The organism is Bacillus sp. GW821-FHT11D08, from assembly GCF_058808515.1.
In genome coordinates, this window is record NZ_JBXARS010000001.1 from 138,096 (window position 1) to 161,424 (window position 23,329).

The window sequence follows — 23,329 nt, forward strand, 5'->3', positions numbered from 1 at the left end:
AGCACTTCCCTTTCTTTTCTATTTCGTTAAAAACACATTCAGAAACTCAGAAAAAGCTTCCTTATCTCCATCTTGGAAATCCGCAAGCATGTCTTCCTCGAACTTCAGCATCTCTTGATTGATGCTGTCGTATTTCAATTCAGCTTCCTTCGTCAGGACGACGAGCTTTTCCCGCTTGTCTTCTCCCTGTTCCCGCTGAATCCAGCCGTTTTCTTCAAGGCGTTTGATCGTTCTGGTAACGGTCGGCGCCTCTACGTTTAGATAGGACCAGATTTCTTTTTGGGTCATCGGTCCGATCGTTTTTAAGCAATATAGGATTGACCATTGAGAGGAGTACAGGCCGAATGGTTCCAGCCGTTCATTGGCTTTCTTCGTAATCAGGCGGGCGCATTGATTGATTTGGTGAATGAGGCGTCTGTTGACGTGGATCATTTCCGTTCTCCTTTTCAAAAAACTTACCTAAGTAACTAATTGTGCTGTTTCATTCTACAGCAGGATCGCGCGGATGTAAACCCCCCGATCAAAAAGCAGAAAATTATGACCCGCCCCTTGTCCTTATTGAGTTTTTAGCATATTCCCAATTCATTGCTAATACACTGTTACAAACCTATCAAAGAGAGTGTTTGAGGTGAGGGATCGTGGGCATATTTCTAAAACCTTCTTATATAATCGGACAACGAAGAAGCTGCATCATCAGTGAATCTGTTACAGAATACGGATCTCATTTCACACTTCTCACATCCAACTGGGGAGGTCGAGTGGTGTGCACGATTACATCAAAGAGCGAACAATCAAGATTGGCAAGTATATCGTGGAGACGAAAAAAACCGTTCGTGTCATTGCGAAAGAGTTTGGTGTTTCCAAAAGTACCGTACACAAAGATCTGACAGAGCGCCTGCCTGAAATCAATCCTGACTTGGCGAATGAAGTAAAAGAAATACTCGATTATCATAAATCCATCAGACATTTAAGAGGGGGAGAGGCGACGAAATTAAAGTACAAGAAGGATGAAATTCTTGAAGGGGAGCCCGTTCAGCAGCCGTAGCGCCTGACGTCTGCCGGGCCCTTTTTTCTCCTCCCGGGCGGTTTCGCGAATATCCGCAAAATTTTGTCAAGAACTTATATCGTTCAGCAGCTTTTTTTTGATAAATTATGATAATATATATAATTAGGGCACAATGTGGATATTTTACTGTGAAACAGATATCAAGGAGGATATAAATAGATGTTTGCAAGGGATATTGGAATTGACCTCGGTACTGCAAATGTACTGATCCATGTAAAAGGAAAAGGAATTGTTCTGAATGAGCCTTCCGTTGTGGCACTTGATAAAAACAGCGGCAAAGTGCTGGCTGTCGGTGAAGAAGCCAGACGAATGGTTGGACGTACACCTGGGAATATTGTTGCGATCCGTCCGCTGAAAGACGGCGTAATCGCAGACTTCGAAGTAACAGAAGCCATGCTGAAACATTTCATTAATAAGCTGAATGTAAAAGGACTTTTCTCAAAACCGCGCATGCTGATCTGCTGCCCGACGAATATTACATCCGTTGAGCAAAAAGCGATTAAAGAAGCAGCTGAAAAAAGCGGCGGAAAGCATGTGTACCTTGAAGAAGAACCGAAAGTTGCCGCTATCGGCGCGGGTATGGAAATCTTCCAGCCGAGCGGTAACATGGTTGTTGACATCGGAGGCGGTACGACAGATATCGCAGTTATTTCTATGGGCGATATTGTCACCTCCTCTTCTATTAAGATGGCTGGGGACAAGTTTGACATGGAAATCTTAAATTATATCAAACGCGAGTATAAGCTGCTGATCGGTGAACGTACCGCTGAAGATATTAAGGTGAAGGTCGCAACGGTTTTCCCAGACGCACGTCATGAAGAAATCACCATCCGCGGCCGTGACATGGTTTCCGGTCTGCCGAGAACGATTACAGTAAACAGCAAAGAAGTAGAAGAAGCCCTTCGTGAATCAGTTGCCGTCATTGTGCAGGCCGCCAAGCAGGTTCTTGAAAGAACACCGCCTGAATTGTCCGCTGACATCATCGACCGCGGCGTTATCATTACCGGCGGGGGAGCGCTGTTGAACGGGCTTGACCAGCTTCTTGCCGAAGAGCTGAGGGTGCCTGTTCTTGTTGCTGAGAACCCGATGGATTGTGTTGCGGTCGGAACCGGCGTCATGCTGGATAACATGGACAAGCTTCCAAAACGCAAACTGAGCTGATGATAAAACCTCATTCTGAAAAAGAATGGGGTTTTTTTCTGTCAAACCCTTCACGAACGGGAATGTAAATCCGATAATAAGAAAAAATGCTGATTTTCATTATAGAACAAATGTTCCGGTGAGGCAACTGGAAATAATGCTATTTCAGAGGTGGAAGACTTGTTAAAAGGATTATATACCGCAACGTCCGCAATGATTACACAGCAGAGAAGAACGGAAATGCTGTCAAATAACATCGCAAACGCGAATACGTCAGGGTACAAAGAGGATCAAGGTTCAATCCGCGCCTTTCCCGAGATGCTTCTGAGCCGAATAGAAGGCGACAAAAAAACGAAAATCGGCTCCGTCAACACAGGCGTATACATGCAGGAGCTGAAACCGTTGTTTACGCAGGGAAGCCTGAAAACGACCGATCAGCCGACGGATATCGCGCTTATGGAGAATCAGGTTCCCAAGAATGCCGAAACGAATGAAAACGCCGAGCTGTTTTATCCCGTCCAGACCGCAGGCGGCGTCCGCTATTCAAAAAGCAGCACTTTCTCATTAAATGAAAACAATCAGCTTACGATAAACGGAAACCTTGTGTTATCAACAAACGGACAGCCGATTACAGTCGACAATGAAAAATTCACCGTATCAGAAAACGGAACGGTCACGACAAACGGCCGGCCGGCGGGGCAGATTGATATCAGAATGGAAGAAGACGTGCGCAATCTGAAACGGGACGGCAATGACCTATACAGCACGGCCGACGGCTCTGAACTGCCGAGCGCGGCGGCGAATCCCCAAGTCTCGTATTCATTAAAGCAAGGCGTCTCGGAGCTTTCAAACGTGGACGTGACGAGCACGTATACAGAGATGACGGAAGCATACAGATCATTTGAAGCCAATCAGAAAGTCATTCAGGCTTACGATAAAAGCATGGATAAAGCCGCAAATGAAATCGGCAAAGTGTAACAAAATGGGGGACATTCAATTATGATGCTCAGATCAATGCTGACGGCTTCAACAGCCTTACATCAGCTTCAGCAGCAGATGGATACAGTCAGCAGCAACCTTTCAAACAGTGATACGACAGGCTATAAAGCGAGGGACTCCCGCTTTTCCGAGCTGATCAGACAGCAGTATGACCATATAGATGACAAAAAGGAAAATTCGCCGAACATGCGGAAAACGCCGCCCGGCCTGCGTCTCGGCGCCGGAACGGTGATGACTCCGCAGCTGGACTCAGGGCAGGGAAGCATCAAAAAAACCGACCGTGACCTTGATATCGCGTTCACATCACCTTATCAATATCTTCAGGCAGAAGCGGACGGACGGCGGGTGTATACAAGGGACGGCTCACTTTCCCTCAAGCCGGCCGGCGGAAATGACCGGCTGCTTCAGCTGATGACAGCGGGAGGCAATCCCATTCTCGATGAGAACGGTCAGCCCATACAAATTGACAGTTCGCTGACTCAGCTGAAAATCAGCAAAACCGGAACGCTGACTGCTTCAGACCAGGCGGGAACCCGTTCGCAGACGTTTAATCTCGGCATCGTCAATGTCAATAATCCGCAGGCGCTTCATGCGGAAGGGGATAATCTGTTTTCCGTAAACGGCGCGGGGGCTTCAGCGATTGAAGACCTTACCGGCGCAAACCGGCAGGCAATCGGCATGGAGCAGGGCGCGCTTGAAGGTTCAAATGTCGATATGTCAAAAGAAATGACCGGCTTAATCGTGTCTCAGCGTTCCTATCAGCTGAACAGCCGCACGATTACATTGGGAGACCAAATGCTGGGCTTAATCAACTCAGTCAGATAAAAGAAGGGGCGTTTTGATCAGCCGCGCATGATAAAAAATGCGGCTTTCTCAAAATCGCCCTTTTTTTTGTAGTAATCAGTAATATCCTGAAGCAGCACTTCCAAATCCACCCACGCTTCAATTTTCTGCAGCTCCAGCACGAGCTTCTGCAATCGGTCGTACGGGTCCTCCTGAGCGGTGTACAGTATGTTGAGCGCGGTCAGCTTCAATTTCATAATCTTGTTCTGCACTTTTTCAGATATGTATAAACCTTTCTGCAGCACGGTTTGTCCTTCGGCGGCAGATCCGGTTTTAAAAAGTGCTCTGACCGCTTCGTACACACAATGAAGGTAGGAAACGGGAGACTCTTTCTCGAAACGCTGATTGCCCAATACCTTTTTGTAAAAAGGGAGGGCCTCTTTATCTTTTTTCTGGGCGGTCTTTAAAAAACCAAAATTATAATAGGCGTGGCACAGCAGGTTATTATCATTGATCCGGTCCGTTATCTTTATGGATTCATTGAAGAGCTGTTCCGCGTCGTCATAGCGTGCCTCGTCTATATAATTCACGGCGAGAAGCAGCCGGCAGCTGAGCGTTTTTTTGATGTAGCCGAATTCACCTTGATAGATTTCCAGCGCTTTATTGACATATTGAATGGAGAGCGCAGGCGACTTCATCATGTAATATGCACCCGCTGTTTTATAATAAAATTCAGCGGCTTCGAAACGGTCCTGAATGGCCGGCAGGTACTGTTCAGCTTCTTTAAAGCGGCAGACAGCACGGTTCGGAGCGCCATTCACCATATGGAATAACCCTTTGAAAAAATAGAAATAATAAGTTAATTCATGATCCATCTCATCTTTGCGCCGCTTCAGCTCGCAGAACAGCTTATTCAGACCGTCTTTTTTCTCAAACAGCAGCTGGAACCGTGCGAAAAACAGCTGATATCTGAGTTTGAGCTTTGCATTCTTTTGTAATTTGGGGAGATGCTGATTGATTTGTTCGTGAAGGGAACGGGCTAGATCGAATTGGCGTTTTCCCATGGCGTCATACCACTCATTCAGCATCACCAGCGTACGTTTTTCAGTAAACTTAGCAATCATCTTCCAACCTCTTTGCATAGGGTAAAAATCTTTATTTATCATAACACATTAATGGACGAGGCTCATTGCCAGCTGGTTACAGTTTACAGCGCGGTTGAAAAAGAAATTGATTCATAATATACTTCCAAATGTACAGATTGGTTGCCACATATGCCTTCTATACATACTATTGTCGATGAAGGAGATGTCAAGAGAATGCTTGATACTCAGCAAATTAAAGAAATTATTCCCCATCGCTATCCGTTTCTTCTGGTAGACAGAATTACGGAAGTCGAAGAAGGAAAACGGGCGGCGGGATATAAAAATGTGACGGCGAATGAAGATTTTTTCAACGGCCATTTTCCTGAATACCCTGTTATGCCGGGCGTATTAATCGTAGAGGCTTTGGCGCAGGTCGGAGCGGTTGCGATGCTGATTAAAGAAGAAAACCGGGGCAGACTCGCATTTTTTGCGGGGATTGATAACTGCCGTTTCAAAAAGCAGGTAAAACCGGGTGACAAGCTGGAGCTTGAGGTTGATATTACCCGCGCGCGCGGTACGATCGGACGCGGCAAAGGCGTTGCCAAAGTTGACGGCGAGCTCGTGTGTGAAGCTGAATTAACTTTTGCGCTCGGAGAATAAAAGCAAACAAATGGGCTTATAAAAAAGCCCATTTTGTATAGAAAGGGGTGAATGTGATGTGGTCAGAATTTAAAAGCTTTGCGATGCGGGGCAATATCATGGATCTGGCTATCGGTGTCGTCATCGGCGGCGCTTTCGGCAAAATCGTGACGTCGCTCGTTGAAGACATCATCATGCCGCTGGTCGGACTGCTTCTTGGCGGTCTTGACTTTTCAGGGCTGGCCGTGACATTCGGCGATGCTCATATCAAGTACGGAAGCTTCATTCAAACGATTGTGAACTTCTTCATTATTTCATTTTCTATTTTTATCGTGATCCGCACAATAGGCAAGCTGAGACGTAAAAAAGAAGCAGAAGAAGAGGCTGAAGAAGCAGAAGACACAGATCAGCAGACAGAACTGCTGACTGAAATCAGAGATCTGCTGAAACAGCGGGCTCCTCATAATGACTAGGGCACAAAAAAAGGCTGGATGATTAACGTCCGGCCTTTTTCATGATCATAATTTTTGTTTAAACGCTTCAATCAGCCGGCTGCCCGAGTAGCCTTCTTTCACGAGCGACTCCAGAATGCTTTCTGATCCGGGGTGGTTTCTTGACACCATTTGACCGTAAATTAAAACTTGTATACTTCTTTCCAGCTCGACGATATTTTTGAGGCTTCCCGTCAGCTGGGCGGGGCGGTTGCTTTTTTTCGTAATCGTTACAAACACCTTCGCTTCTTTCTGGCTTTTCATCAGCATGTCAAAAAAAGAAAAGTGTTCGGCCGGGACCAGTGCTTCAATTAACCAGTGATTTTCTCCGTCCTCTTTGTTGATAATCAATCCGTCTAAAAGGGGAAACTGCTCAATCGGCTGATCGTCTTTATCTAAACGTTCCACATTCAGATCAACCAGTTTAAAGGTTTTCATCTCTTATTTTCACCCCTGTTGTCCATGTTTCGTTCATTTATTATAACACATATCATTTTTCCCGGGAAAATGCTGTAAGACATGCTTCATCATTTTTGTAGGCGGTCAACATTTAATCATTTCTATTTTTTCATTATAATGTAAAAGAATATGGTCATGGAGAGATGCTTATGAATCAATTGCGCCTGAAGGAAATCTATATAGAAGACGGTTCAAGGCGAAAAGACGATCATTCCTACTTGGTATGCAAAAAGGAAGATTGTGAGGTGCATCTTAACAGAAGGGGAAATGTCGTCTTTTTATATGAAACAAAAGACCGCATGGAACAGTATAAAATTCAGCTTTCACTGACTGATAAAAAGCTGAGTTTTTACTGGTTCGCATGGGACGGCGGAAAGTTTGTCCGCATGTTTGAGAAAGACTGGCTCAAAACGAAACTTTTCTCGCGGCTGCTCAAAAATACATATTACATAAGCGGCCAAAAACAAAAGTTTTTTTTATCAGAAAGAAAAACGAAAACATAAGAGCAGCCTGAACGGATAACGGCTTTTTCCGCTTTTTGCTTTCACGAGCCCTTGTACTACAATGAAGCCAGCCTCGAAAAAGAGAGGAGGATACGGCTTGTTTAACCACGTTATGCTTGTCGGCCGGCTGACGAAAGACCCGGAGCTCCGTTTTACAGCAGCGGGCATTCCCGTCGCACATATTACGTTGGCGGTAAACCGCAATTTTAAAAGCGCGTCGGGTGAAACCGGAACCGACTTCGTCAACTGCACCATCTGGAGAAAAAACGCTGAAAATACGGCATTGTACTGCCAAAAAGGGTCAATGGTCGGTGTAAGCGGCAGAATCCAGACGAGAAGCTATGAAAAGACAGACGGCGTAAAAGTTTATGTGACCGAGGTCATGGCTGATACCGTTCGGTTTATGGATCAAAAACGGAAAGAGCCGCTGGCTGAATAGCATGCTTTTTTCCTCGATTTCCCGCCTTTTTCAGCGGGCCCCGCAATACCTCCTTCCCACTCGCCAGTCGAAAGACTGGTTTTTTTGTGCGGGAGCTAAAAAATGGTTAAAAAGAAGTGATTTCGCTTATGAATACTTAAAAACATTGAATATATTGGGATAAAAACTTATAATTACTTACAGATAAGTGACGAAAAAGGGAATGAGGACGTGTATCAAGAAGAAAGACTGATTGCGATAATGGAATATTTGAAACAGCATCGGCGGATCACCGCTGAACAGATATGTTCGCTGCTTCATATTTCAAGAGATACCGCAAGAAGGGACCTTGTAAAGCTGAAAGAGCGCAGGGCCATTATCAGAACACGGGGCGGCGCGATTCTGCCGTCGGTGAATCAGGAAGTTCCGGGCTATTCGGGCCGGCTGAAAACCGTTTCTGAAGAGAAAAACAAAATCGGCAAGCTGGCCGCATCCCTGATCCATAAAGGAGACCGGATCATCCTGGACACATCGACAACCGTGCAGGCCTGCGCGGAGCATTTAAATGTCACCGGCTGCACTGTTATTACAAATTCGATCAATCAGGCCGATATCCTTTCCGCAAAAGAGGGAATTGATATTCACCTGCTCGGCGGAAAGCTCCAGAAGGAACACCGGTTTTTATACGGGGCTTCCGTCGTAGAAAAACTGGGGGATTATCACGCCGATAAGGTGCTGATCGGCGTTGTCGGCATCTCGGAAAACGGCCTGACGATTCCGCATGAAGAAGACGGCATGGTAAAGCGTAAAATGATCCGACAGGCGGAACAGGTGATTGCGCTGAGCGATCACTCCAAGCTTGGCCGTACGAGTTTTTATCAGTATGCAGCTCTGCATGAGATTGACCTGCTGATTACCGATCAGCTGCCTGATCAGGATTTTTGCGATCTGCTCGACCGGCACGGCGTAGAATTGCTTGTAACTGAATCTGAAGAAGAGGATGAGGACATGTGAAACTGATTGCCATAGATCTGGACGGCACACTGCTGAACAGCAGTCATCAAGTAAGCGATGAAAATGAGCGGGCTTTAAGGGATGCCCGGCAAGCGGGAATTGAAATCGTGGTTTCCACGGGACGCGCGCATTTTGACGTGCACTCCATATTCGAACCGCTCGGCATAAAAACGTGGGTCATCAGCGCAAACGGAGCCGCCATTCATGCTCCTGACGGCAGCCTGTACCACTGTGATGCGATTGAAGAAACAAGAGCCCGCGGCATTTTGTCATGGCTTGAAGAGAATCAATATTACTATGAGGTGTTTACAAACAAAGCCATCTATACGCCTGAAACCGGCAGGCAGCTGCTCGAAATCGAAATGGACCGGGTGAAAAGCGCCAATCCGGAAACCGATCTTTCCGTTTTGGAACAGGCGGCTTCAGTGCAATACAGCCAGTCCGGTTTTGCTTACATTCATTCATACCGTGAGCTCTTTGAGAAAGAAGAGCATCTGGATTTTTATAATATTCTCGGATTTTCGTTTGATGAGCGGAAGCTGAAAGCGGGCTGGGACCGATTCAGCGGTCAGAAAGATCTCACCCTTGTCAGCTCTGCCGATCACAACTTCGAACTGGCGTCTCGAAACGCCTCTAAAGGGCAGGCGCTCAAACGGCTGGCGCAAAAGCTCGGCATTCCGATGGCTGAAACCGCCGCGGTCGGTGACAGCTTAAATGACTATTCAATGCTTCAGGCGGCCGGAAAAGGCATAGCGATGGGGAATGCGAGAGAAGATATTAAGGAGATCGCTGATGCCGTTACATTGACAAATGATCAAAACGGCGTTGCGCATATGATCAGGAATTTACTGTGAAAGGTATGGCGATACTGTTCATGACTGGCGTGACGCATTCATGGCAAATGCGGCGTAACAGTAAGGACGACATAAAAGACCGGCTCTTCTGAGAGAGCCGGCCTTTTTGCGTTTAATGTGATTGCGCCGATGCGCTGAGGGTGAATAATTCTTCAAGCTCAGCGGATGACAGCTCGGTAATCCAATTTTCACTTTGGATAATCTGATCGTTCAGCGTTTGTTTCGTTTCGAGCATGGCATCAATTTTTTCTTCAATCGTTCCCGTCGTAATGAGTTTGTGAACGTGGACGAACCGTTCCTGGCCGATTCGGTAGGCGCGGTCGGTCGCCTGGTTTTCCACCGCCGGATTCCACCATCTGTCATAGTGAATGACATGATTGGCAGCCGTCAGGTTCAGGCCGGTTCCGCCCGCTTTCAGTGACAAAATCAGCGTCGGGTATTCTTTCTTCTGGAACCGTTCGACGAGAGAATCGCGTTCCTGCTTGGATAGGCTTCCGTTTAAAAACTGAACCGGTTCTCCGAATGTTTTTTCCAGGAGGCGCTTCATCATATTGCCCATCTGAATGTATTGGGTGAAAATGAGGCAGCTTTCCCCTTGTCCGCGGATCACCGCCATTAAATCAAGCAGCTTTTCCAGTTTGACGGATCTCCCGTTTAACAGCTCTGTCTGTTCTTCCTTCAAATAGAGCGCAGGATGGTCGCATATTTGCTTCAAGCGGCCGAGCATGCTCAGAATCAGCGCTTTCCGCTGCATCCCGGTCAGAGAAGCCATATGTTCAAATGTATCTTTGACAAGCTGTTCATAAAGGGATGCCTGTTCGGCTGAGAGCGGGATAAACTCTTTTTGTTCCAGCTTGTCAGGAAGATTAAGCGCCACTTCTTCATCCCGTTTTGTCCGGCGCAGTAAAAACGGCCGGATTAACTGCTGAAGCTGGTTGATTCTTTTTTCGTCACGGTCTTTTTCAATCGGCAGCACATAGCGTTTATGAAAGCCGGTCAGACTGCCGAGATAGCCTTTGTTCATAAAATCAAAGATCGACCAAAGCTCTGTCAGGCGGTTTTCCATCGGTGTTCCGCTCAGCGCGATATGATGGACGCCTTTCAGCTTTCTGATCGCGCGGGACTGCTTCGTATGCGCGTTTTTAATATTTTGCGCTTCATCAAGGCAGATGGTGCTCCATGTCACGGAAGAAAGCTCTTCCTGATCGGCGTGCGACAGGCCGTAAGAAGTAAGAACGACGTCCGCGTCCTGATAGGCCGGGACAAATGCTTCCCCCTTCGGCCGGCGGGGGCCGTAATGAAGCACGGCCTTCAGCTGCGGCGCGAAGGTCTGGAGCTCACGCTGCCAGTTGCCGAGCACCGATGTCGGCGCAATGATTAAGGCAGGCGCTTTTTGCCGGCCGCTTTCCTTCACATGGAGAAAATAAGCGATCATCTGAATCGTCTTTCCCAGTCCCATGTCATCTGCGAGACAGGCGCCGAAGCCGTTTTCCCGTAAAAACAGAAGCCAGTTCATGCCGTACATCTGATAAGGGCGGAGCTGGCCCTGAAACGCGGCGCTGACTTCATGTTCCGGCAGATCCCGGGCTTCCGTCAGTTTGCGGATCAGGCTTCTGAGCTGCTTTGATAATTCGATCTTGATCCCGGCAAATGCCGATGAGTCAATGATGTCTGTGTCCTCGGCTCCGTTTTCCCCGTGATCCATCAGTTCGCGCGCCAGCACGTCGGACATGTGGAGGCCCTCAGATTCCGCTTTTTCCATCAGTTTTTTCATCTGTTTAATAAATTGTGGATCAATTTTCACCCATTGGCCGCGGATGTTGACGAGACGTCTGTTGTTTGCGACAAGCTCATTGAATTCATCCTCTGTCAGCTCAATACCGTTTGTGGCGAATCTCCAGTTGAAATCAAGCAGAGCGTTCATGCCGACGAAGGACTCGCCCCGCGGCGAGGATGACACTTTCGCCTTGAGCATCATATTGCTGTCCCGGACAATCTGCCACCATGATGGGAGAAGAATCTCCACACCCATATCGACAATCGTCTCACTCGCTTCCGATAAGAAGATCCAAGCCTCTTCTTCAGATATCAGCGTCGTTCCTGAATCAAACGAAAGCCAGGGAACCGTTCTGCGGAAGCGGTCCTGTTCGCGCGCGATTTTTCCGCTGTATGCCTGCCACGCTTTTTTCAGTCCCTTCAGTCCGTCAAAAAAGGTGATGGAGCCGGTTTTTTTCTCACGTAAAAACATTTCGATTTTCCAGTCGTCACCGTCGAAATCAGGCTCGTTTAATCGGAGCCCGACGGTAAACGGCGTCAGATCGTCATGCCAGCCGATGCCCTCGAGAAAATCATCTTCATCCAAAAAGGAGCCTTTAAACGTATGAACGGCCGGCGAGCGGGTTTCGATCTGCCGCCATTTTTCCAGCAGGTCATCATTGTACTGAATGTAGTCCTGGACCGCGGCTGAGAACCAGTCTGCCGTAAAGCCTTCCAGCAAAAGCTCGCGGTCTTTGAAGCGCAGGACGCCATTTTGCCAAGCCTCATAATCCGGAAGAAAATCGCCGTCGGCAATAAATTCGTATATCGTCGAAGCCGCTTCGATTAACGGTTCCGTTTCCTTTGTCAGCTGCACGGTGCTGAATGAATTGAACGAGTTTTTTCCGAGCAGCTCGACGGTCATCCACGGGCTGAGCAGAACGGCCGGAGTGCCGATGAAGCTGACGTCTTCAAGAAACGTTCCGTAAAAGGTGGACTCATGCCATTGGAACAAATGAGTCTTCATCTGACTGAGAGTAAGCGGCTGCTCCTTCTCATCATGGCTTGACAGCGTAAATGTCCAATCTTCCATTTGTTCTACATGAATGAAAATTTCCTTAAGACTCGCCATCAATCAACTTTCCTTTCTGCAATTCTTCTTGAAGGGCGCGCAGCCTCTTGTAGCTTGCGCTCAGCCGGCTGATATACCGCTCCCATACCTGCTGTTTTTTTGCCTTTTTATAAAGCGTCCGCAGTTTTTTCAGATGGCGCGCAGCCTCTTTATAGGCGCTGCGGTTTTTTTGATCGATAAAAAAGGCCGCCGCCCGGTGATAGGAGGGGATGAGCGCTTCCGGATCACTGGCGGCAATTTCCTTCAGGATGTCCTTTTCGATTTCCCAGACGGAAAAACCGACGAGGCTGTGAATCTCCACCCACTCCGCGTACCGTCGTTTTTCGTACAGGTACTGGCTGTATTCGCTAAAGGTATAGGGAAGGCAGCCGGAAGCAAACCGTTCAAACAGCTGATCATCCCGTGAGTGCCGCGCATAATCCGCCAATAGCGCAAACAGCTCTCCGATAATGTCGCGCATTTCTTTAAACGGCTTATCAAGCTTCGTATAGTTCACGGCAAGCGGTTCGATCCGGCCATACCATGCTTTCAGCCGTTTCCAGTCTTTTTTTGCGGTGAGTTCACCGAGCCATTGAAAGGTATACGGCAGCGCTTCAGGAGGGAAGCGGGACATGTCTTCAAAGACAGATTCATCATCTTTTTGCAAAAAAGCCAGATGAAGCCGTCCGAACCGCACTTCCGGCGAAAAACGGCGCCCGCTTTCCTGTTCGAGAATCTCCTGTTCACGCGCAACCCATTTCGGCCGGTTCAAAAGCGCGCTCCACATTTCACCGAATACCCGGAGGCGTTCGTATTGAAAAAGCTCTTCTTTCACAAGCAGTCTGCGGAGCACCGGGGGCGTCCGGTCTAAAAAGGGATCGAGTGAAAAAGACAAAGCGTACGTTTTCAGTCTGTCAATGGAGGAATAAATCGTATCCATCAGCTGTTCCACGTATGGATTGATGCTGTAATAATCTTTTTCGGCATCCAATCTGCCTGACTCAATCAAAGTGAACATGTGAAGCCAGACGGCAAGCGCCGAATGAATCTGATATAAGCTTTTAAGCTCGGGTTTTTTCGGGGCGTGTTTTTTGAGCGCTGACAGATAGCCGTAATAAAGGCCCTGCATCGTCTGGCTTCCGGCCGGCGTCCGCGCCTCCCACAGCGAGAATTCCGAATCAAAAAAAGCGAGCCAGCTTGACAGCGACTCTTCATTCGGCAGCACTTTTTCCTGAAACTGCCGGCGGACAAGCTCCCTGCTTTCCTCAAGCTTTTCTCTTTCCAGCCAATGTTCGGTAAAGGTACCGACCCGCTCGAATTGGGCATATACGTAAAGAAAAACGGCCAGCACGTGGCGGCAGATCGCCTCAGACGGGCATGCGCAGCCGCTTTTCACCATGAAAAATAAGTTCAGCGTGACCCTTACAGGCACAACATCCTGCACATATGCGGAAATCTCTGTCGGGGTTTGAACCTGTATACGATAGACGGAATCCTGCCGATATAAAATGAGTGCTTTCTTCATCAGCTGAACATTGTCTTCATTGTAAGGAAGAAGTTCTTTAAGCTGTTCAGCCGCTGCGAGCACATCTTCTTTAGCAATCATATCCTGAAGCATGATTATCGCTCCTAACGAGTCACAAAATAAAAAGATTCCAATTCCTCTATTATATCGCAACACATGGCCCGGAAAAAGTTTTTCCTAAAAAAGGACATAAAAACCCGAATGTGTCGAATGATGTATTAGAGATTGCAAAACAGCACCCGACAGCATATAATAATCTTGTTTTCAATTTAATGGAAGCCGAAAGGAAACGAATGATGAAGAAAACGAAGTTAGATCAAGAGGAGTTTCTGAAGATTTTAATGCATGCGCACGACATTGGTGAGCAGTCCTCTGAGATGACCACAAAAGAAATGCTTGAGAATTTGATTTCTTATATTAAAAATGGATATGCAACATAAAATCCCGCAGGCTCTTGGCCGCGGGATTTTTTAATCTACCTGTGACACCAGTATTTAAAGCGCTTACAAAATTAAAACAGATTGAAGTGATTGTCTATTTTTGTCGAATTTTGTCATTTGAAAAGGTTAGAAATGACAGTTTAAAACTGTATAATCGTAATTGGAAAAGATCATTGGAGGGAATGGGAATACGCGGAAAGTGATATGGAGGTTATATGGGAGAATCTACAAGCATAAAGGAAATATTCGCAATACTGAGAAAGCGTCTGCTGTTTATACTTATTATTACCGCGGCGGCATCTGCCGCAGGCGGACTCATCAGTTTCTTCGCTCTTACGCCGGTCTATGAAAACTCAACTCAAATTTTGGTCAGCCAATCCAAAAACAATCAAAAAGAAGTCCAATTCAATGATGTTCAAACCAACCTCCAATTAATCAACACGTATAATGTCATCATCAAAAGTCCGGTCATCCTCGATGAGGTGATTAAACAACTGCATCTGTCCATGACTTCGAAAGAGCTGGAATCGAAAATCACGGTGTCCAGCGAGCAGGATTCACAAGTCGTGACGATTGCCGTGGAGGGATACGGATGCTAAGCGGGCGGCCGTTATGGCAAATGCGGTTGCAGCCGTTTTTCAGGACAAGATCACCGCCATCATGAACGTGGATAATGTCAGCATCCTTTCAAAGGCCGAAGCGGCGGACAGCCAGTCACCGGCAGAGCCTAACCGTAAGCTGAACATCGCGATTGCATTTGCCGCCGGACTTTTGGGCGGAATCGGTCTCGCCTTTTTGCTGGAACATCTGGATAATACGATCAAATCGGAAGAACAGCTGGAATCGCTGCTCGGCATCCCGATCCTGGGAACGGTTACTTCAATCAGTACTAAAGACAGCGTTGCCAAAAACTTGAGGATGGCGGAAACCAAACAAGCGGGGGGCGGACATGTTGACGCGTAAAAAAGACAAACCCGGAAAACGAAGCGTGATTGCGATGTCTGAGCCGAAATCCATCAACTCAGAACAATATCGCACGATCCGCACAAACATTGAATTTTCTTCCGTTGATACGGAGGTGAAGTCCCTTTTGATCACATCCGCCGGTCCGGAAGAAGGAAAATCGACAACCGCGGCCAACCTTGCCGTCGTATTTGCACAGCAGGGGAAAAAAGTGCTTTTAATTGATGCGGATCTGCGCAAACCGACGGTTCATTTCACCTTCAAATTGGACAACGGAACCGGATTAACGTCGCTGCTGTTAAAACAGATGCCGTTTCAGAAAGCCGTCCTGCCGGCTGATGAAGCAAACCTGGATATTTTAACGAGCGGGCCGATCCCGCCTAATCCGGCGGAGCTTTTATCGACGGGTGCCATGAAAGATCTTCTGTCAGAAGCCGCCGAAGTTTATGATAAGGTGATTTTGGATACGCCTCCCGTCTTGGCCGTAGCCGATACGAAAATATTAGGCAGCTACACTGACGGGGCCATTATGGTGATCTCAAGCGGGAAAACGGACAAGGAACAAGCGGCCAAGGCAAAAGAAGCGCTCGATTACTGCCCGTGCAAGCTCCTTGGGGCCGTGATGAACGGGAAGAAACAAACGAAACACTCGGACTACGCCTATTACGGACAATAATGTCATAATGGGCGCGGTCCATTCTTTTTAAGGAGGGATTGAAATATGATAGATATCCATTGTCACATCCTTCCTTCCATAGACGACGGCGCGGCGGATGATACAGAAAGCCTGAAGATGGCGAGAGAAGCGGTCAGACAGGGGATTGATACGATCATCGCGACGCCGCATCATGTGAAATACCGCTATGACACGGACCGGCATACGGTCAACGAAGCGGTCAGCCTGTTAAACAAACGTTTGAACAAGGAAGGCATTCCGCTGACTGTTCTGCCCGGCCAGGAAATCAGAACAGACGGAGATCTGCTGGCAGGTCTTCAAAGCGGCTCGCTTGTCCCGCTCCATGATACAAAGTATGTGCTGGCGGAATTTCCGGCGGATCATGTCCCGGCCTACGCTGAAAGGCTGTTTTATGAACTGCAGCTGAACGGATATGTTCCCGTCATCGCCCATCCGGAGCGGAACAGGGAAATTCGCGAAAACCCTTCCGTTCTATACAATCTTGTGAAGAAAGGCGCGGCCGCCCAAGTGACGGCCGGCTGCATTGCCGGAGCATTCGGGCGGAAAGCGAAATCCTTTTCGCTGCAGCTGATGGAAGCGAATTTGATCCACTTTCTCGCATCTGACGCCCATAATCTCGGACCGAGAAATTTTTATTATCAGGAGGCGCTCGGCGTTCTGAAAAAAGAAGCAGGGGCGGAGCTGATTTACATGCTCACGGAAAATGCGGCGCTTCTCGCTGAAAACAAAGCCGTTTATAAGGAACCTCCGCTGCCTGTGGCCCGCCGTAAGCGCTGGGGTCTTTTTTAATCGTCGTCTCCATCCCGTTTGAAGCATAAGCGGCTGTTTTGCAAGATGATTCTTTTATGCTTATGCTATTATCAGCGGCCGGCGCCGTTTTTTCCTATCATGACCTCAGGCTTCCGGCATTCAGCCGGCGCCGGGATCATATGATAATAACGGTAAGCTGCCCAGCAGCAATTTCTAAACGGTTGGGGGAACACGATGAAAATAACAGTGATCGGAACAGGCTACGTCGGTCTTGTGACAGGAGTGTCTCTTTCAGAAATCGGCCATGACGTAACATGCATAGATATTGACGAACGTAAGGTTGAGCAGATGAGAAAGGGGTTGTCCCCTATCTTTGAACCGGGCCTTGAAGATATGATGAAACGAAATATCGGCCGGCATCGGCTGGCATTTGAAACGAGCTACGAAAAAGGGCTTGCGGAAGCGGACGTTATTTTTATAGCGGTCGGAACGCCGCAAAAAGAAGACGGGCACGCAAACCTTACTTATATTGAAAATGTCGCCGAACGGATTGCCGAACATATTTGTAAAGATGTGATCGTCGTGACAAAAAGCACGGTTCCCGTGGGAACGAATGACAGGATCAGCGAAGTTATTCATTCACGGCTGAAAGCGGACGTGAACATTTCAATCGCCTCGAATCCGGAATTTCTCCGTGAAGGTTCGGCAATTCACGATACCTTTCACGGCGACCGCATCGTGATCGGGGCTGAAGACCGGCAGACGCGGGAAACGCTTGACCGGGTTTTCGCGCCGCTTGCGATTCCGGTATATCATACGGACATCAGAAGCGCTGAGATGATCAAATATGCGTCAAACGCATTTTTAGCGGCGAAAATCAGTTTTATTAATGAAATTTCTCATATATGTGAAAAAGTCGGTGCAGATGTGGAATCAGTCGCACACGGAATGGGATTGGATAAACGGATCGGCAATCAATTCTTAAGAGCCGGCATCGGTTACGGCGGTTCCTGTTTTCCGAAGGATACAAACGCCCTCGTGCAGATCGCGGGACATGTGGAGCATGACTTTGAATTGCTGAAGTCCGTCATTAAAGTCAACAATAACCAGCAGTCCATGCTGGTTGATAAAGTGCTGAACAGGCTCGGCGGTGTGACGGGGAAGACCATCGCGTTATTAGGGCTGTCTTTTAAGCCGAATACAGATGATATGCGGGATGCCCCGTCCATTGTCATTGCGGATCGTCTGGCGGCTCTTGACGCCCGGATGACAGCGTACGATCCGATCGCTTCATTCCGGGCTTCCGGGCTGCTTCCGGCTGAAGTTTCCTATCGGGAGTCCATAGAAGAAGCCGTCAGGGGAGCGGATGCCGTCCTGATTCTGACAGATTGGGAACAAATTAAACACTTCCCGCTTGAAGCGTACAAAGAGCTGATGGAAACCCCGGTTATTTTCGACGGGAGAAACTGCCACTCGCTTGAGGAAGCGGAACAGGCGGGCGTGGAATATATCTCAATCGGAAGAAGAGCCGTCGTGCCTCAGACTGATTCTGTCACTTGAAAGGCCGGCGGACCGCGCCGGCCTTTTATCATACAATCATTAGAGACGAAGGGGATATTAATCGTGGAAAAAACATGGAAACTGCCGAAGCAAATGGAATCATCCCGCGATCTGCTGGAAACGTCAGCACGGCCTTTTATCAAACTGCACGTCAAAAAAGCTGAAACGGGACGGTATGACAGTAAAATTGCAGGAGACCCCTATTTTCCGAAACATGAACCATATCCTAAAGATGAAAGCGGCAGGCCGATGAAGCTTCTCGCTCAAATCAATTTTGCGGATATGCCCGGACTCCCTGATTTTCCGGACACCGGCATTCTTCAGTTTTACATATCGGTCAGTGATGACGTATACGGTCTGAATTTTGACGACGGGTGCGTGCAAACGGGTTTCTGCGTCAAATATTTTGAACATGTGACAGCAGAAGAAGCGGAGCTCATGGATGATTTTTCTTTCGTTCAGGTTGAAGAGGAGTACGATTTTCCGATTCAATCAGAAGCGCTGATCACCCCTGAGCTATCTGCTGAATGGGTGCTCCCGTCTGATTTTCAATTCAGGCAGTATGCCGGGATGGATGCCTTTGACTATTTCGAGCAGTTTGACGATGAGGTGTATGACGAATATACGGCGAACGCATTCGGCCATAAAATCGGCGGCTATGCGTCCTTCACCCAGGAAGATCCGCGGTCTTACTCCCATCAAAACCATACGATTCTGCTTTTGCAAATTGATTCAGATGATGACATTGATTCGATGTGGGGAGATGTGGGAATCGCCAATTTCTTTATCAGACCGGAAGATTTGAAGAAAAAAGATTTCTCAAACGTTTTGTACAACTGGGACTGCAGTTAACGACAGTATGATGATCATGATACAAGGCAAAGGAGACGGTTAATCACTGTCTCCTTTTTTTTAGGGAATTTATCATGGATACATAGAGGAGATCGATGAATGGATATGCCGTTTATGTGAGTCTTTTGGCGTTAATGATGAGCATCTCGGCTGTTGAAAATAAGCCATTTAACCTATTTAAGCTGCTTTCTGTCTATTTTAAAATATAATATATGGAAATATAGTATGGAAAAGTCTGTGCTTTTTGTACGACTTTTTGCGTAAGACGAGGTGAAAACAGATGAGCCATTCAAGCACATTAAGCCATATTAACAGCACGATCAGCCATAAACTGGGCGAGGTTGAACACCAAATTGATAAATTAAAAGAAGCGAAAAGAGAGATAGAATCTCTGCAGGAAGAGGGCGTATCTGAAATCAGGGACATCCTCAGGCCGCACCTGGATCATCATTGGACCGGCACTTTTGCTGAAGAATTTGATGACCGGCGCGATCAGGCCCATACAGAAGCATACAGAATCGTCACAGTCAAATACGACGGTTATATTTACCGAATCGGCTTAAAGATGACACAGCTTGAAATTGAAAAAGGAGGGCTCCTTGCCGCCAGAAGCATCGCGAGAGAGGCAGAGCACCTGCTGACGCTGGGAGAAGAAGCCCTTGACACGGTCGGAGAAAAAATACAATCAATCAAAAGAAGCTGGAGTTGGTTTTAATGGCAGAAATAAAACTCAAATACGGAGCCGTCATGAAGCAGCTTGAATCCGTCAGCAGCGCTTTGGAGGCTGTTTCGATCGGGAACGCCGGTTCAAACGGAAAAAACAAGCTCGACTATACCTCCAAGTACCAATCCCGCGAGGCAAAGCTTGTATCGATGATCAGCGAATACAAGCAGGCCGTTCATAAGAATATCGCGGACGTTAAAGACAACGTAGATTCTTTGAAAGAACAGGACGAGGCGATCGCCGTAAAATAACGAAAGAAAGGACTTGCCGATGAGCAAAGTGTTTGAATCACAATCGTTAACGGACGAAGCAGATAAGAGAAAGAAACAATACGAAGCCCTTGAAGAGCAGCTGCGTGCGCTCAAACAAGCCTTTCAAGGCGTGGCCGATCTGGGTGATGCTTTGAAAGGGAAAGGCGCAGACAATATAAAAGATTTTTTTCAGGGACAAGCGGAAATCGCCGACAGCTGGCTGACGCTTGTCTCTGCTCAAATTGCGTTTTTAAATGGCATTTCAGGTGACATTAAAGATCAAGAACTCAGCGATACATATGTGGAGACTTCATTTTTGGAGCATGAGCTGCCCAACGCGGATTTGAAAGCTTCAGAGATTGTCTCCGCTCATAAAGCAGAAATCGATTCAATTTTGTCAGGCATCAGCGATATTATTCATCTCGACACATATACGCTGGATGATTACGCTGATAAAATGGGCGATGCCCAGAAAAGCAGACGCGACACGATCACGGCAGTCGATACGCTTGATGAATCCCTGACCGCTGAATATCAAAACTTAGAATCTCTGGACAACGCAGTGCTCAGCAAATATTCCGTTCTCATGCAGGCCACCAGCAACGGGAAAAGCGCATCCCCTATGTACTATGACAAAAAAGCCTTCCACAGCAATGAAATCTACAAAAGCGTCACGGAGACAGAAAAACAGGGAACGGACTATATTGACGCAAAAGCCCAGCAGGCTGAAGCAAGACGGCTTCAGGAAAAGGCTGAAGAAGAAGCCAATAAACCATGGTACGAAAAAACATGGGACGGCATCTGCAACTTTACCGGCGAAGTCACCGGCTATTATGATTATAAAAGAGCAGCCGAAGGCGTTGATCCGGTGACCGGAGAAAAGCTCTCCACCGCAGAACGCGTCACAGCAGGAGCGATGGCCGCCGCCGGATTCATACCGGTCGTCGGCTGGGCGGGCCGCGCTTTCAAAGGCGGAAAAGCCATTTACAAAACCGGAAAAACCGTCATTGCCGCAGAACATGCTTTAGATGCCTATAAAACCGGAAAATCCTTAGACATTCTCAAAATGACAGAAATGGGCGCATACGGCCTTGTCGCCTCAAACGGATTCTCAGAAGCCGTCACAGGCAGAGATATGTTCGGAAACAAAGTGTCCGAGGAGAAGCGGAAGCAAGGGGCGCTGGAAGCTGCGCTGAGTTTGGTTGGAGCCGGTGCATTGGCGAAGCATGTAAACAAAGGCATACCGCTTGCAACCCATTCAAAAGTTCAAAAAGCTAACAAGACACTAGAAAAAGTTAAACAATTCAAAGTCCCGACAAACGTCCGCGTGTACGCAGAACGCCCAGTAACTCCGGATGGCTTCACGTTCGGAATTCCGACAGTTCGTGTCGATGTGGAAAAGACGGCTGTTAAAGAACTTGGGATTGTGAAGATGGTTAGTGATGGCGTCCGTAAGGGAAAATCTCATAGTCCTAACATTTCTAAAAATCACGATAAAGTAGCGCATGATGGATATTATGGTCGTAAAGAATTTAGAACGATGCTTAATAATGCTTCGTTTACTCCGCATGGACATAAACATGTTAAGGCTAAAACACTTGAAGAAGCAAAACGTTTTAGTATGACAGGTAAAAAAGCTGCTCAGTACTTACCAAATGTGAATAACAAAGCTTTAGAGAAAGAGGCGCTTCTAAAAGGTCATATTATTGATAATGGAAATAACAACTATTATTTTATTTATGATGCAGGAAAAACAGTCGGTTATGATCTAGGTACACCAACAAGCTGGATTAGAGCGGAGTTTTCTGGTGGTGAATATCATGGTCATCCGATTGCTGGCAGTCGATTGGATAAGTATTTAAAACAACTTGGTATTGATAAGTAATAGGAGGCTTTTATGAGAAAGATAAAAAAAATGCCAGAAGTAAGTTTACAATCCTTAAGGATTCCAAAAGGGTGGACCATAAATCAAAACAGTTTTAGAGAAATTGATCCGAAAAATCTAGATCCAGACGATGAAAAGTGGTTATTTTTTTCACAAGATTTATTGCAATTAACATACTCTCGTAAAAATTATTTACTTGATTTAGGGTGGTATCCAGATGCGGATGCTAATGGATTTTATCAACTAGTTTTGATACAAAATGAGGATTGGGATCAACCTGTGTATGAATTTCAGTCAAATAGCCATATTGAAATAGTTGAAAATATAGAATCTTTATTAAACAAAGTTACGAATAATGAAATGTAGTTAAACATTCATTTAAACTATTAAAAAAAGCTTGCAGGGCCTGAAGTTGCAAGTTTTCAAACTAGAATTTTAAAAGTGAAAATAAATACAAAAAAAGACACTAGTTAACAAGAGGTAGGATTGATTTTTAGATGCATGTTAAACAAATACATCTTTTCAAACTAAGCAAAGAAGAATTTGTTCAAACACAACAATCCCTTGTACATAAAATCAACCTATCCCCCGTCATCCATCCAGACTCCGTCAACACCTGCGCAGGCGTCGACCTCGCTTATTGGGATCAGGACGGGGAACCGTACGGCGTATGCAGTATCATCGTGATTGACGCTGATACAAAAGAAGTGATTGAAAAAGTGCACAGCATGGGGAAAATCAGCGTGCCGTATGTTTCCGGTTTTCTTGCGTTTCGCGAGCTGCCGCTGATCATTGAAGCGGCCGAAAAGCTGGAGGCGGAGCCGGATGTGTTTTTGTTTGATGGCAACGGGTATCTGCATTACAATCATATGGGCGTTGCCACCCATGCGGCTTTTTTTCTGGGTAAGCCTACAATTGGGATTGCGAAAACCTATCTCAAAATCAAAGGCTGCGATTTTGAGATGCCCGAAAATGAAGTCGGCGCCTACACCGATATTCTCATTGACGGCGAGGTATATGGCCGGGCGCTTCGGACACGGCGGGACGTGAAGCCTATCTTCTTGTCTTGCGGACATAACATTGATTTAGAAAGCAGCTATCAGATCACAATGAAAATGATCAATCGGGAAAGCAGGCTGCCGATCCCTGTCCGTCTGGCTGACCTTGAAACGCATGTTTTGCGAACGTTTTATCGGAAAAATCACGTGTAACACTTGCAGTCCGGGAGGCTGCAAATGTTTTTTATTGATCAGGCCATCTGAGAGGATGACAGGAACCACATGTAAGAAGCATAGACGAAGAAACAGTTATCTATATCGAACAACATATCGGGACTGAAACAAAAAGCACCTGTCCAGGTGCTTT

At 46.9% G+C, this 23,329-nt stretch carries 25 protein-coding genes and 1 pseudogene; 21 read left to right on the plus strand and 5 right to left on the minus strand.

Features of this window, described 5'->3' with window-relative positions; all coding sequences use genetic code 11:
* Positions 1-18 precede the first annotated feature (18 nt).
* Positions 19-432: a MarR family winged helix-turn-helix transcriptional regulator gene (locus AC1RRX_RS00750; RefSeq protein WP_007407562.1), complete on the minus strand. Its 414-nt coding sequence runs from the start codon at positions 430-432 to the stop codon at positions 19-21.
* A gap of 331 nt (positions 433-763) precedes the next feature.
* Between AC1RRX_RS00750 and spoIIID the strand changes: the two genes are divergently transcribed.
* The 4 genes from spoIIID to AC1RRX_RS00770 all read left to right on the plus strand — a co-directional run bounded on the left by spoIIID (position 764) and on the right by AC1RRX_RS00770 (position 4,030).
* On the plus strand, positions 764-1,045 hold the full coding sequence (spoIIID, locus tag AC1RRX_RS00755; RefSeq protein ID WP_003151236.1) for a sporulation transcriptional regulator SpoIIID: 282 nt from the start codon (positions 764-766) through the stop codon (positions 1,043-1,045).
* Between the two features lie 180 nt (positions 1,046-1,225).
* Positions 1,226-2,227 carry a cell shape-determining protein Mbl gene (gene mbl, locus AC1RRX_RS00760; protein WP_003151237.1) on the plus strand — a complete coding sequence of 334 codons (1,002 nt, stop codon included), beginning with the start codon at positions 1,226-1,228 and terminating at the stop codon, positions 2,225-2,227.
* A 159-nt stretch (positions 2,228-2,386) separates the two neighbouring features.
* Positions 2,387-3,184 carry a flagellar hook-basal body complex protein FlhO gene (flhO, locus tag AC1RRX_RS00765; RefSeq protein ID WP_007614310.1) on the plus strand — a complete coding sequence of 266 codons (798 nt, stop codon included), beginning with the start codon at positions 2,387-2,389 and terminating at the stop codon, positions 3,182-3,184.
* Positions 3,185-3,208: 24 nt separating this feature from the next.
* Entirely contained in the window at positions 3,209-4,030 is an 822-nt protein-coding gene (locus AC1RRX_RS00770) for a flagellar hook-basal body protein (protein WP_064108111.1), read from the plus strand.
* Positions 4,031-4,047: 17 nt separating this feature from the next.
* On the opposite strand, the gene AC1RRX_RS00775 is transcribed toward AC1RRX_RS00770, so the two are convergent.
* Positions 4,048-5,112, minus strand: coding sequence for a tetratricopeptide repeat protein (locus AC1RRX_RS00775; protein WP_040238774.1), 1,065 nt, complete (start codon positions 5,110-5,112; stop codon positions 4,048-4,050).
* Between the two features lie 195 nt (positions 5,113-5,307).
* Here AC1RRX_RS00775 and fabZ point away from each other — a divergent pair, with 195 nt between their 5' ends.
* The gene (gene fabZ, locus AC1RRX_RS00780) at positions 5,308-5,733 is read left to right on the plus strand and encodes a 3-hydroxyacyl-ACP dehydratase FabZ (RefSeq protein ID WP_003151242.1); all 426 of its coding nucleotides are present in this window, start codon (positions 5,308-5,310) and stop codon (positions 5,731-5,733) included.
* Between the two features lie 56 nt (positions 5,734-5,789).
* Positions 5,790-6,185: a large conductance mechanosensitive channel protein MscL gene (gene mscL, locus AC1RRX_RS00785; protein WP_015418395.1), complete on the plus strand. Its 396-nt coding sequence runs from the start codon at positions 5,790-5,792 to the stop codon at positions 6,183-6,185.
* 45 nt (positions 6,186-6,230) lie between these two features.
* Here mscL and AC1RRX_RS00790 read toward each other — a convergent pair whose 3' ends face one another.
* Positions 6,231-6,641, minus strand: a complete 411-nt coding sequence (locus AC1RRX_RS00790) for a YwpF-like family protein (protein WP_144463858.1) — start codon at positions 6,639-6,641, stop codon at positions 6,231-6,233.
* 170 nt (positions 6,642-6,811) lie between these two features.
* Here AC1RRX_RS00790 and AC1RRX_RS00795 point away from each other — a divergent pair, with 170 nt between their 5' ends.
* From AC1RRX_RS00795 to AC1RRX_RS00810, 4 genes are all read left to right on the plus strand, one after another.
* Positions 6,812-7,165 (plus strand): hypothetical protein, encoded by a 354-nt coding sequence (locus AC1RRX_RS00795; RefSeq protein WP_003151247.1) that lies wholly within the window; start codon positions 6,812-6,814, stop codon positions 7,163-7,165.
* A 97-nt stretch (positions 7,166-7,262) separates the two neighbouring features.
* The gene (locus tag AC1RRX_RS00800) at positions 7,263-7,604 is read left to right on the plus strand and encodes a single-stranded DNA-binding protein (protein ID WP_007407557.1); all 342 of its coding nucleotides are present in this window, start codon (positions 7,263-7,265) and stop codon (positions 7,602-7,604) included.
* Between the two features lie 210 nt (positions 7,605-7,814).
* Positions 7,815-8,597: a transcriptional regulator GlcR gene (gene glcR / locus AC1RRX_RS00805; protein WP_007407556.1), complete on the plus strand. Its 783-nt coding sequence runs from the start codon at positions 7,815-7,817 to the stop codon at positions 8,595-8,597.
* The gene (locus AC1RRX_RS00810; protein WP_144463859.1) at positions 8,594-9,451 is read left to right on the plus strand and encodes a Cof-type HAD-IIB family hydrolase; all 858 of its coding nucleotides are present in this window, start codon (positions 8,594-8,596) and stop codon (positions 9,449-9,451) included. The genes glcR and AC1RRX_RS00810 overlap by 4 nt, the downstream gene beginning before the upstream one ends.
* A 112-nt stretch (positions 9,452-9,563) precedes the next feature.
* Here AC1RRX_RS00810 and AC1RRX_RS00815 read toward each other — a convergent pair whose 3' ends face one another.
* Together AC1RRX_RS00815 and AC1RRX_RS00820 are read right to left on the minus strand one after the other, a co-directional pair.
* Positions 9,564-12,338 carry a DEAD/DEAH box helicase gene (locus AC1RRX_RS00815; RefSeq protein WP_106079911.1) on the minus strand — a complete coding sequence of 925 codons (2,775 nt, stop codon included), beginning with the start codon at positions 12,336-12,338 and terminating at the stop codon, positions 9,564-9,566.
* Complete coding sequence (locus tag AC1RRX_RS00820; RefSeq protein WP_144463860.1) at positions 12,325-13,935, minus strand: SWIM zinc finger family protein; 1,611 nt, start codon at positions 13,933-13,935, stop codon at positions 12,325-12,327. Before AC1RRX_RS00820 ends, AC1RRX_RS00815 begins: the two co-directional genes overlap by 14 nt.
* 203 nt (positions 13,936-14,138) lie before the next feature.
* Between AC1RRX_RS00820 and AC1RRX_RS00825 the strand changes: the two genes are divergently transcribed.
* The 11 genes and pseudogenes from AC1RRX_RS00825 to AC1RRX_RS00875 all read left to right on the plus strand — a co-directional run bounded on the left by AC1RRX_RS00825 (position 14,139) and on the right by AC1RRX_RS00875 (position 23,175).
* Positions 14,139-14,282: a YwzD family small protein gene (locus AC1RRX_RS00825; RefSeq protein WP_003151259.1), complete on the plus strand. Its 144-nt coding sequence runs from the start codon at positions 14,139-14,141 to the stop codon at positions 14,280-14,282.
* Between the two features lie 215 nt (positions 14,283-14,497).
* Positions 14,498-15,245: pseudogene (tkmA, locus tag AC1RRX_RS00830) on the plus strand (protein-tyrosine kinase activator TkmA).
* The gene (locus AC1RRX_RS00835; RefSeq protein WP_007407551.1) at positions 15,232-15,921 is read left to right on the plus strand and encodes a CpsD/CapB family tyrosine-protein kinase; all 690 of its coding nucleotides are present in this window, start codon (positions 15,232-15,234) and stop codon (positions 15,919-15,921) included. Before tkmA ends, AC1RRX_RS00835 begins: the two are co-directional and overlap by 14 nt.
* Before the next feature lie 45 nt (positions 15,922-15,966).
* Entirely contained in the window at positions 15,967-16,731 is a 765-nt protein-coding gene (locus tag AC1RRX_RS00840; protein ID WP_033574412.1) for a tyrosine-protein phosphatase, read from the plus strand.
* 195 nt (positions 16,732-16,926) lie between these two features.
* The gene (locus tag AC1RRX_RS00845) at positions 16,927-18,252 is read left to right on the plus strand and encodes a UDP-glucose dehydrogenase family protein (protein WP_136803247.1); all 1,326 of its coding nucleotides are present in this window, start codon (positions 16,927-16,929) and stop codon (positions 18,250-18,252) included.
* Positions 18,253-18,315: 63 nt separating this feature from the next.
* Positions 18,316-19,104 (plus strand): YwqG family protein, encoded by a 789-nt coding sequence (locus AC1RRX_RS00850; protein WP_061890865.1) that lies wholly within the window; start codon positions 18,316-18,318, stop codon positions 19,102-19,104.
* A gap of 280 nt (positions 19,105-19,384) precedes the next feature.
* On the plus strand, positions 19,385-19,819 hold the full coding sequence (locus AC1RRX_RS00855; protein ID WP_144463861.1) for a DUF5082 domain-containing protein: 435 nt from the start codon (positions 19,385-19,387) through the stop codon (positions 19,817-19,819).
* Entirely contained in the window at positions 19,819-20,079 is a 261-nt protein-coding gene (locus AC1RRX_RS00860; RefSeq protein ID WP_007614257.1) for a YwqI/YxiC family protein, read from the plus strand. The genes AC1RRX_RS00855 and AC1RRX_RS00860 overlap by 1 nt, the downstream gene beginning before the upstream one ends.
* 19 nt (positions 20,080-20,098) lie before the next feature.
* Positions 20,099-21,964, plus strand: coding sequence for a ribonuclease YeeF family protein (locus AC1RRX_RS00865; protein ID WP_144463862.1), 1,866 nt, complete (start codon positions 20,099-20,101; stop codon positions 21,962-21,964).
* A 12-nt stretch (positions 21,965-21,976) separates the two neighbouring features.
* Entirely contained in the window at positions 21,977-22,330 is a 354-nt protein-coding gene (locus AC1RRX_RS00870) for a hypothetical protein (RefSeq protein ID WP_017418767.1), read from the plus strand.
* A 131-nt stretch (positions 22,331-22,461) separates the two neighbouring features.
* Positions 22,462-23,175: an endonuclease V gene (locus tag AC1RRX_RS00875; RefSeq protein ID WP_144463863.1), complete on the plus strand. Its 714-nt coding sequence runs from the start codon at positions 22,462-22,464 to the stop codon at positions 23,173-23,175.
* The last annotated feature ends 154 nt before the right edge of the window (positions 23,176-23,329 follow it).

Coding starts and splice junctions, on each gene's coding strand:
- AC1RRX_RS00750 (WP_007407562.1), bottom strand. CDS start 432: ATGATCCACGTCAACAGACGCCTCATTCACCAAATCAATCAATGCGCC.
- mbl (WP_003151237.1), top strand. CDS start 1,226: ATGTTTGCAAGGGATATTGGAATTGACCTCGGTACTGCAAATGTACTG.
- AC1RRX_RS00770 (WP_064108111.1), top strand. CDS start 3,209: ATGCTCAGATCAATGCTGACGGCTTCAACAGCCTTACATCAGCTTCAG.
- AC1RRX_RS00775 (WP_040238774.1), bottom strand. CDS start 5,112: ATGATTGCTAAGTTTACTGAAAAACGTACGCTGGTGATGCTGAATGAG.
- fabZ (WP_003151242.1), top strand. CDS start 5,308: ATGCTTGATACTCAGCAAATTAAAGAAATTATTCCCCATCGCTATCCG.
- mscL (WP_015418395.1), top strand. CDS start 5,790: ATGTGGTCAGAATTTAAAAGCTTTGCGATGCGGGGCAATATCATGGAT.
- AC1RRX_RS00790 (WP_144463858.1), bottom strand. CDS start 6,641: ATGAAAACCTTTAAACTGGTTGATCTGAATGTGGAACGTTTAGATAAA.
- AC1RRX_RS00795 (WP_003151247.1), top strand. CDS start 6,812: ATGAATCAATTGCGCCTGAAGGAAATCTATATAGAAGACGGTTCAAGG.
- AC1RRX_RS00815 (WP_106079911.1), bottom strand. CDS start 12,338: ATGGCGAGTCTTAAGGAAATTTTCATTCATGTAGAACAAATGGAAGAT.
- AC1RRX_RS00820 (WP_144463860.1), bottom strand. CDS start 13,935: ATGCTTCAGGATATGATTGCTAAAGAAGATGTGCTCGCAGCGGCTGAA.
- AC1RRX_RS00825 (WP_003151259.1), top strand. CDS start 14,139: ATGAAGAAAACGAAGTTAGATCAAGAGGAGTTTCTGAAGATTTTAATG.
- AC1RRX_RS00835 (WP_007407551.1), top strand. CDS start 15,232: ATGTTGACGCGTAAAAAAGACAAACCCGGAAAACGAAGCGTGATTGCG.
- AC1RRX_RS00840 (WP_033574412.1), top strand. CDS start 15,967: ATGATAGATATCCATTGTCACATCCTTCCTTCCATAGACGACGGCGCG.
- AC1RRX_RS00845 (WP_136803247.1), top strand. CDS start 16,927: ATGAAAATAACAGTGATCGGAACAGGCTACGTCGGTCTTGTGACAGGA.
- AC1RRX_RS00855 (WP_144463861.1), top strand. CDS start 19,385: ATGAGCCATTCAAGCACATTAAGCCATATTAACAGCACGATCAGCCAT.
- AC1RRX_RS00860 (WP_007614257.1), top strand. CDS start 19,819: ATGGCAGAAATAAAACTCAAATACGGAGCCGTCATGAAGCAGCTTGAA.
- AC1RRX_RS00865 (WP_144463862.1), top strand. CDS start 20,099: ATGAGCAAAGTGTTTGAATCACAATCGTTAACGGACGAAGCAGATAAG.
- AC1RRX_RS00870 (WP_017418767.1), top strand. CDS start 21,977: ATGAGAAAGATAAAAAAAATGCCAGAAGTAAGTTTACAATCCTTAAGG.
- AC1RRX_RS00875 (WP_144463863.1), top strand. CDS start 22,462: ATGCATGTTAAACAAATACATCTTTTCAAACTAAGCAAAGAAGAATTT.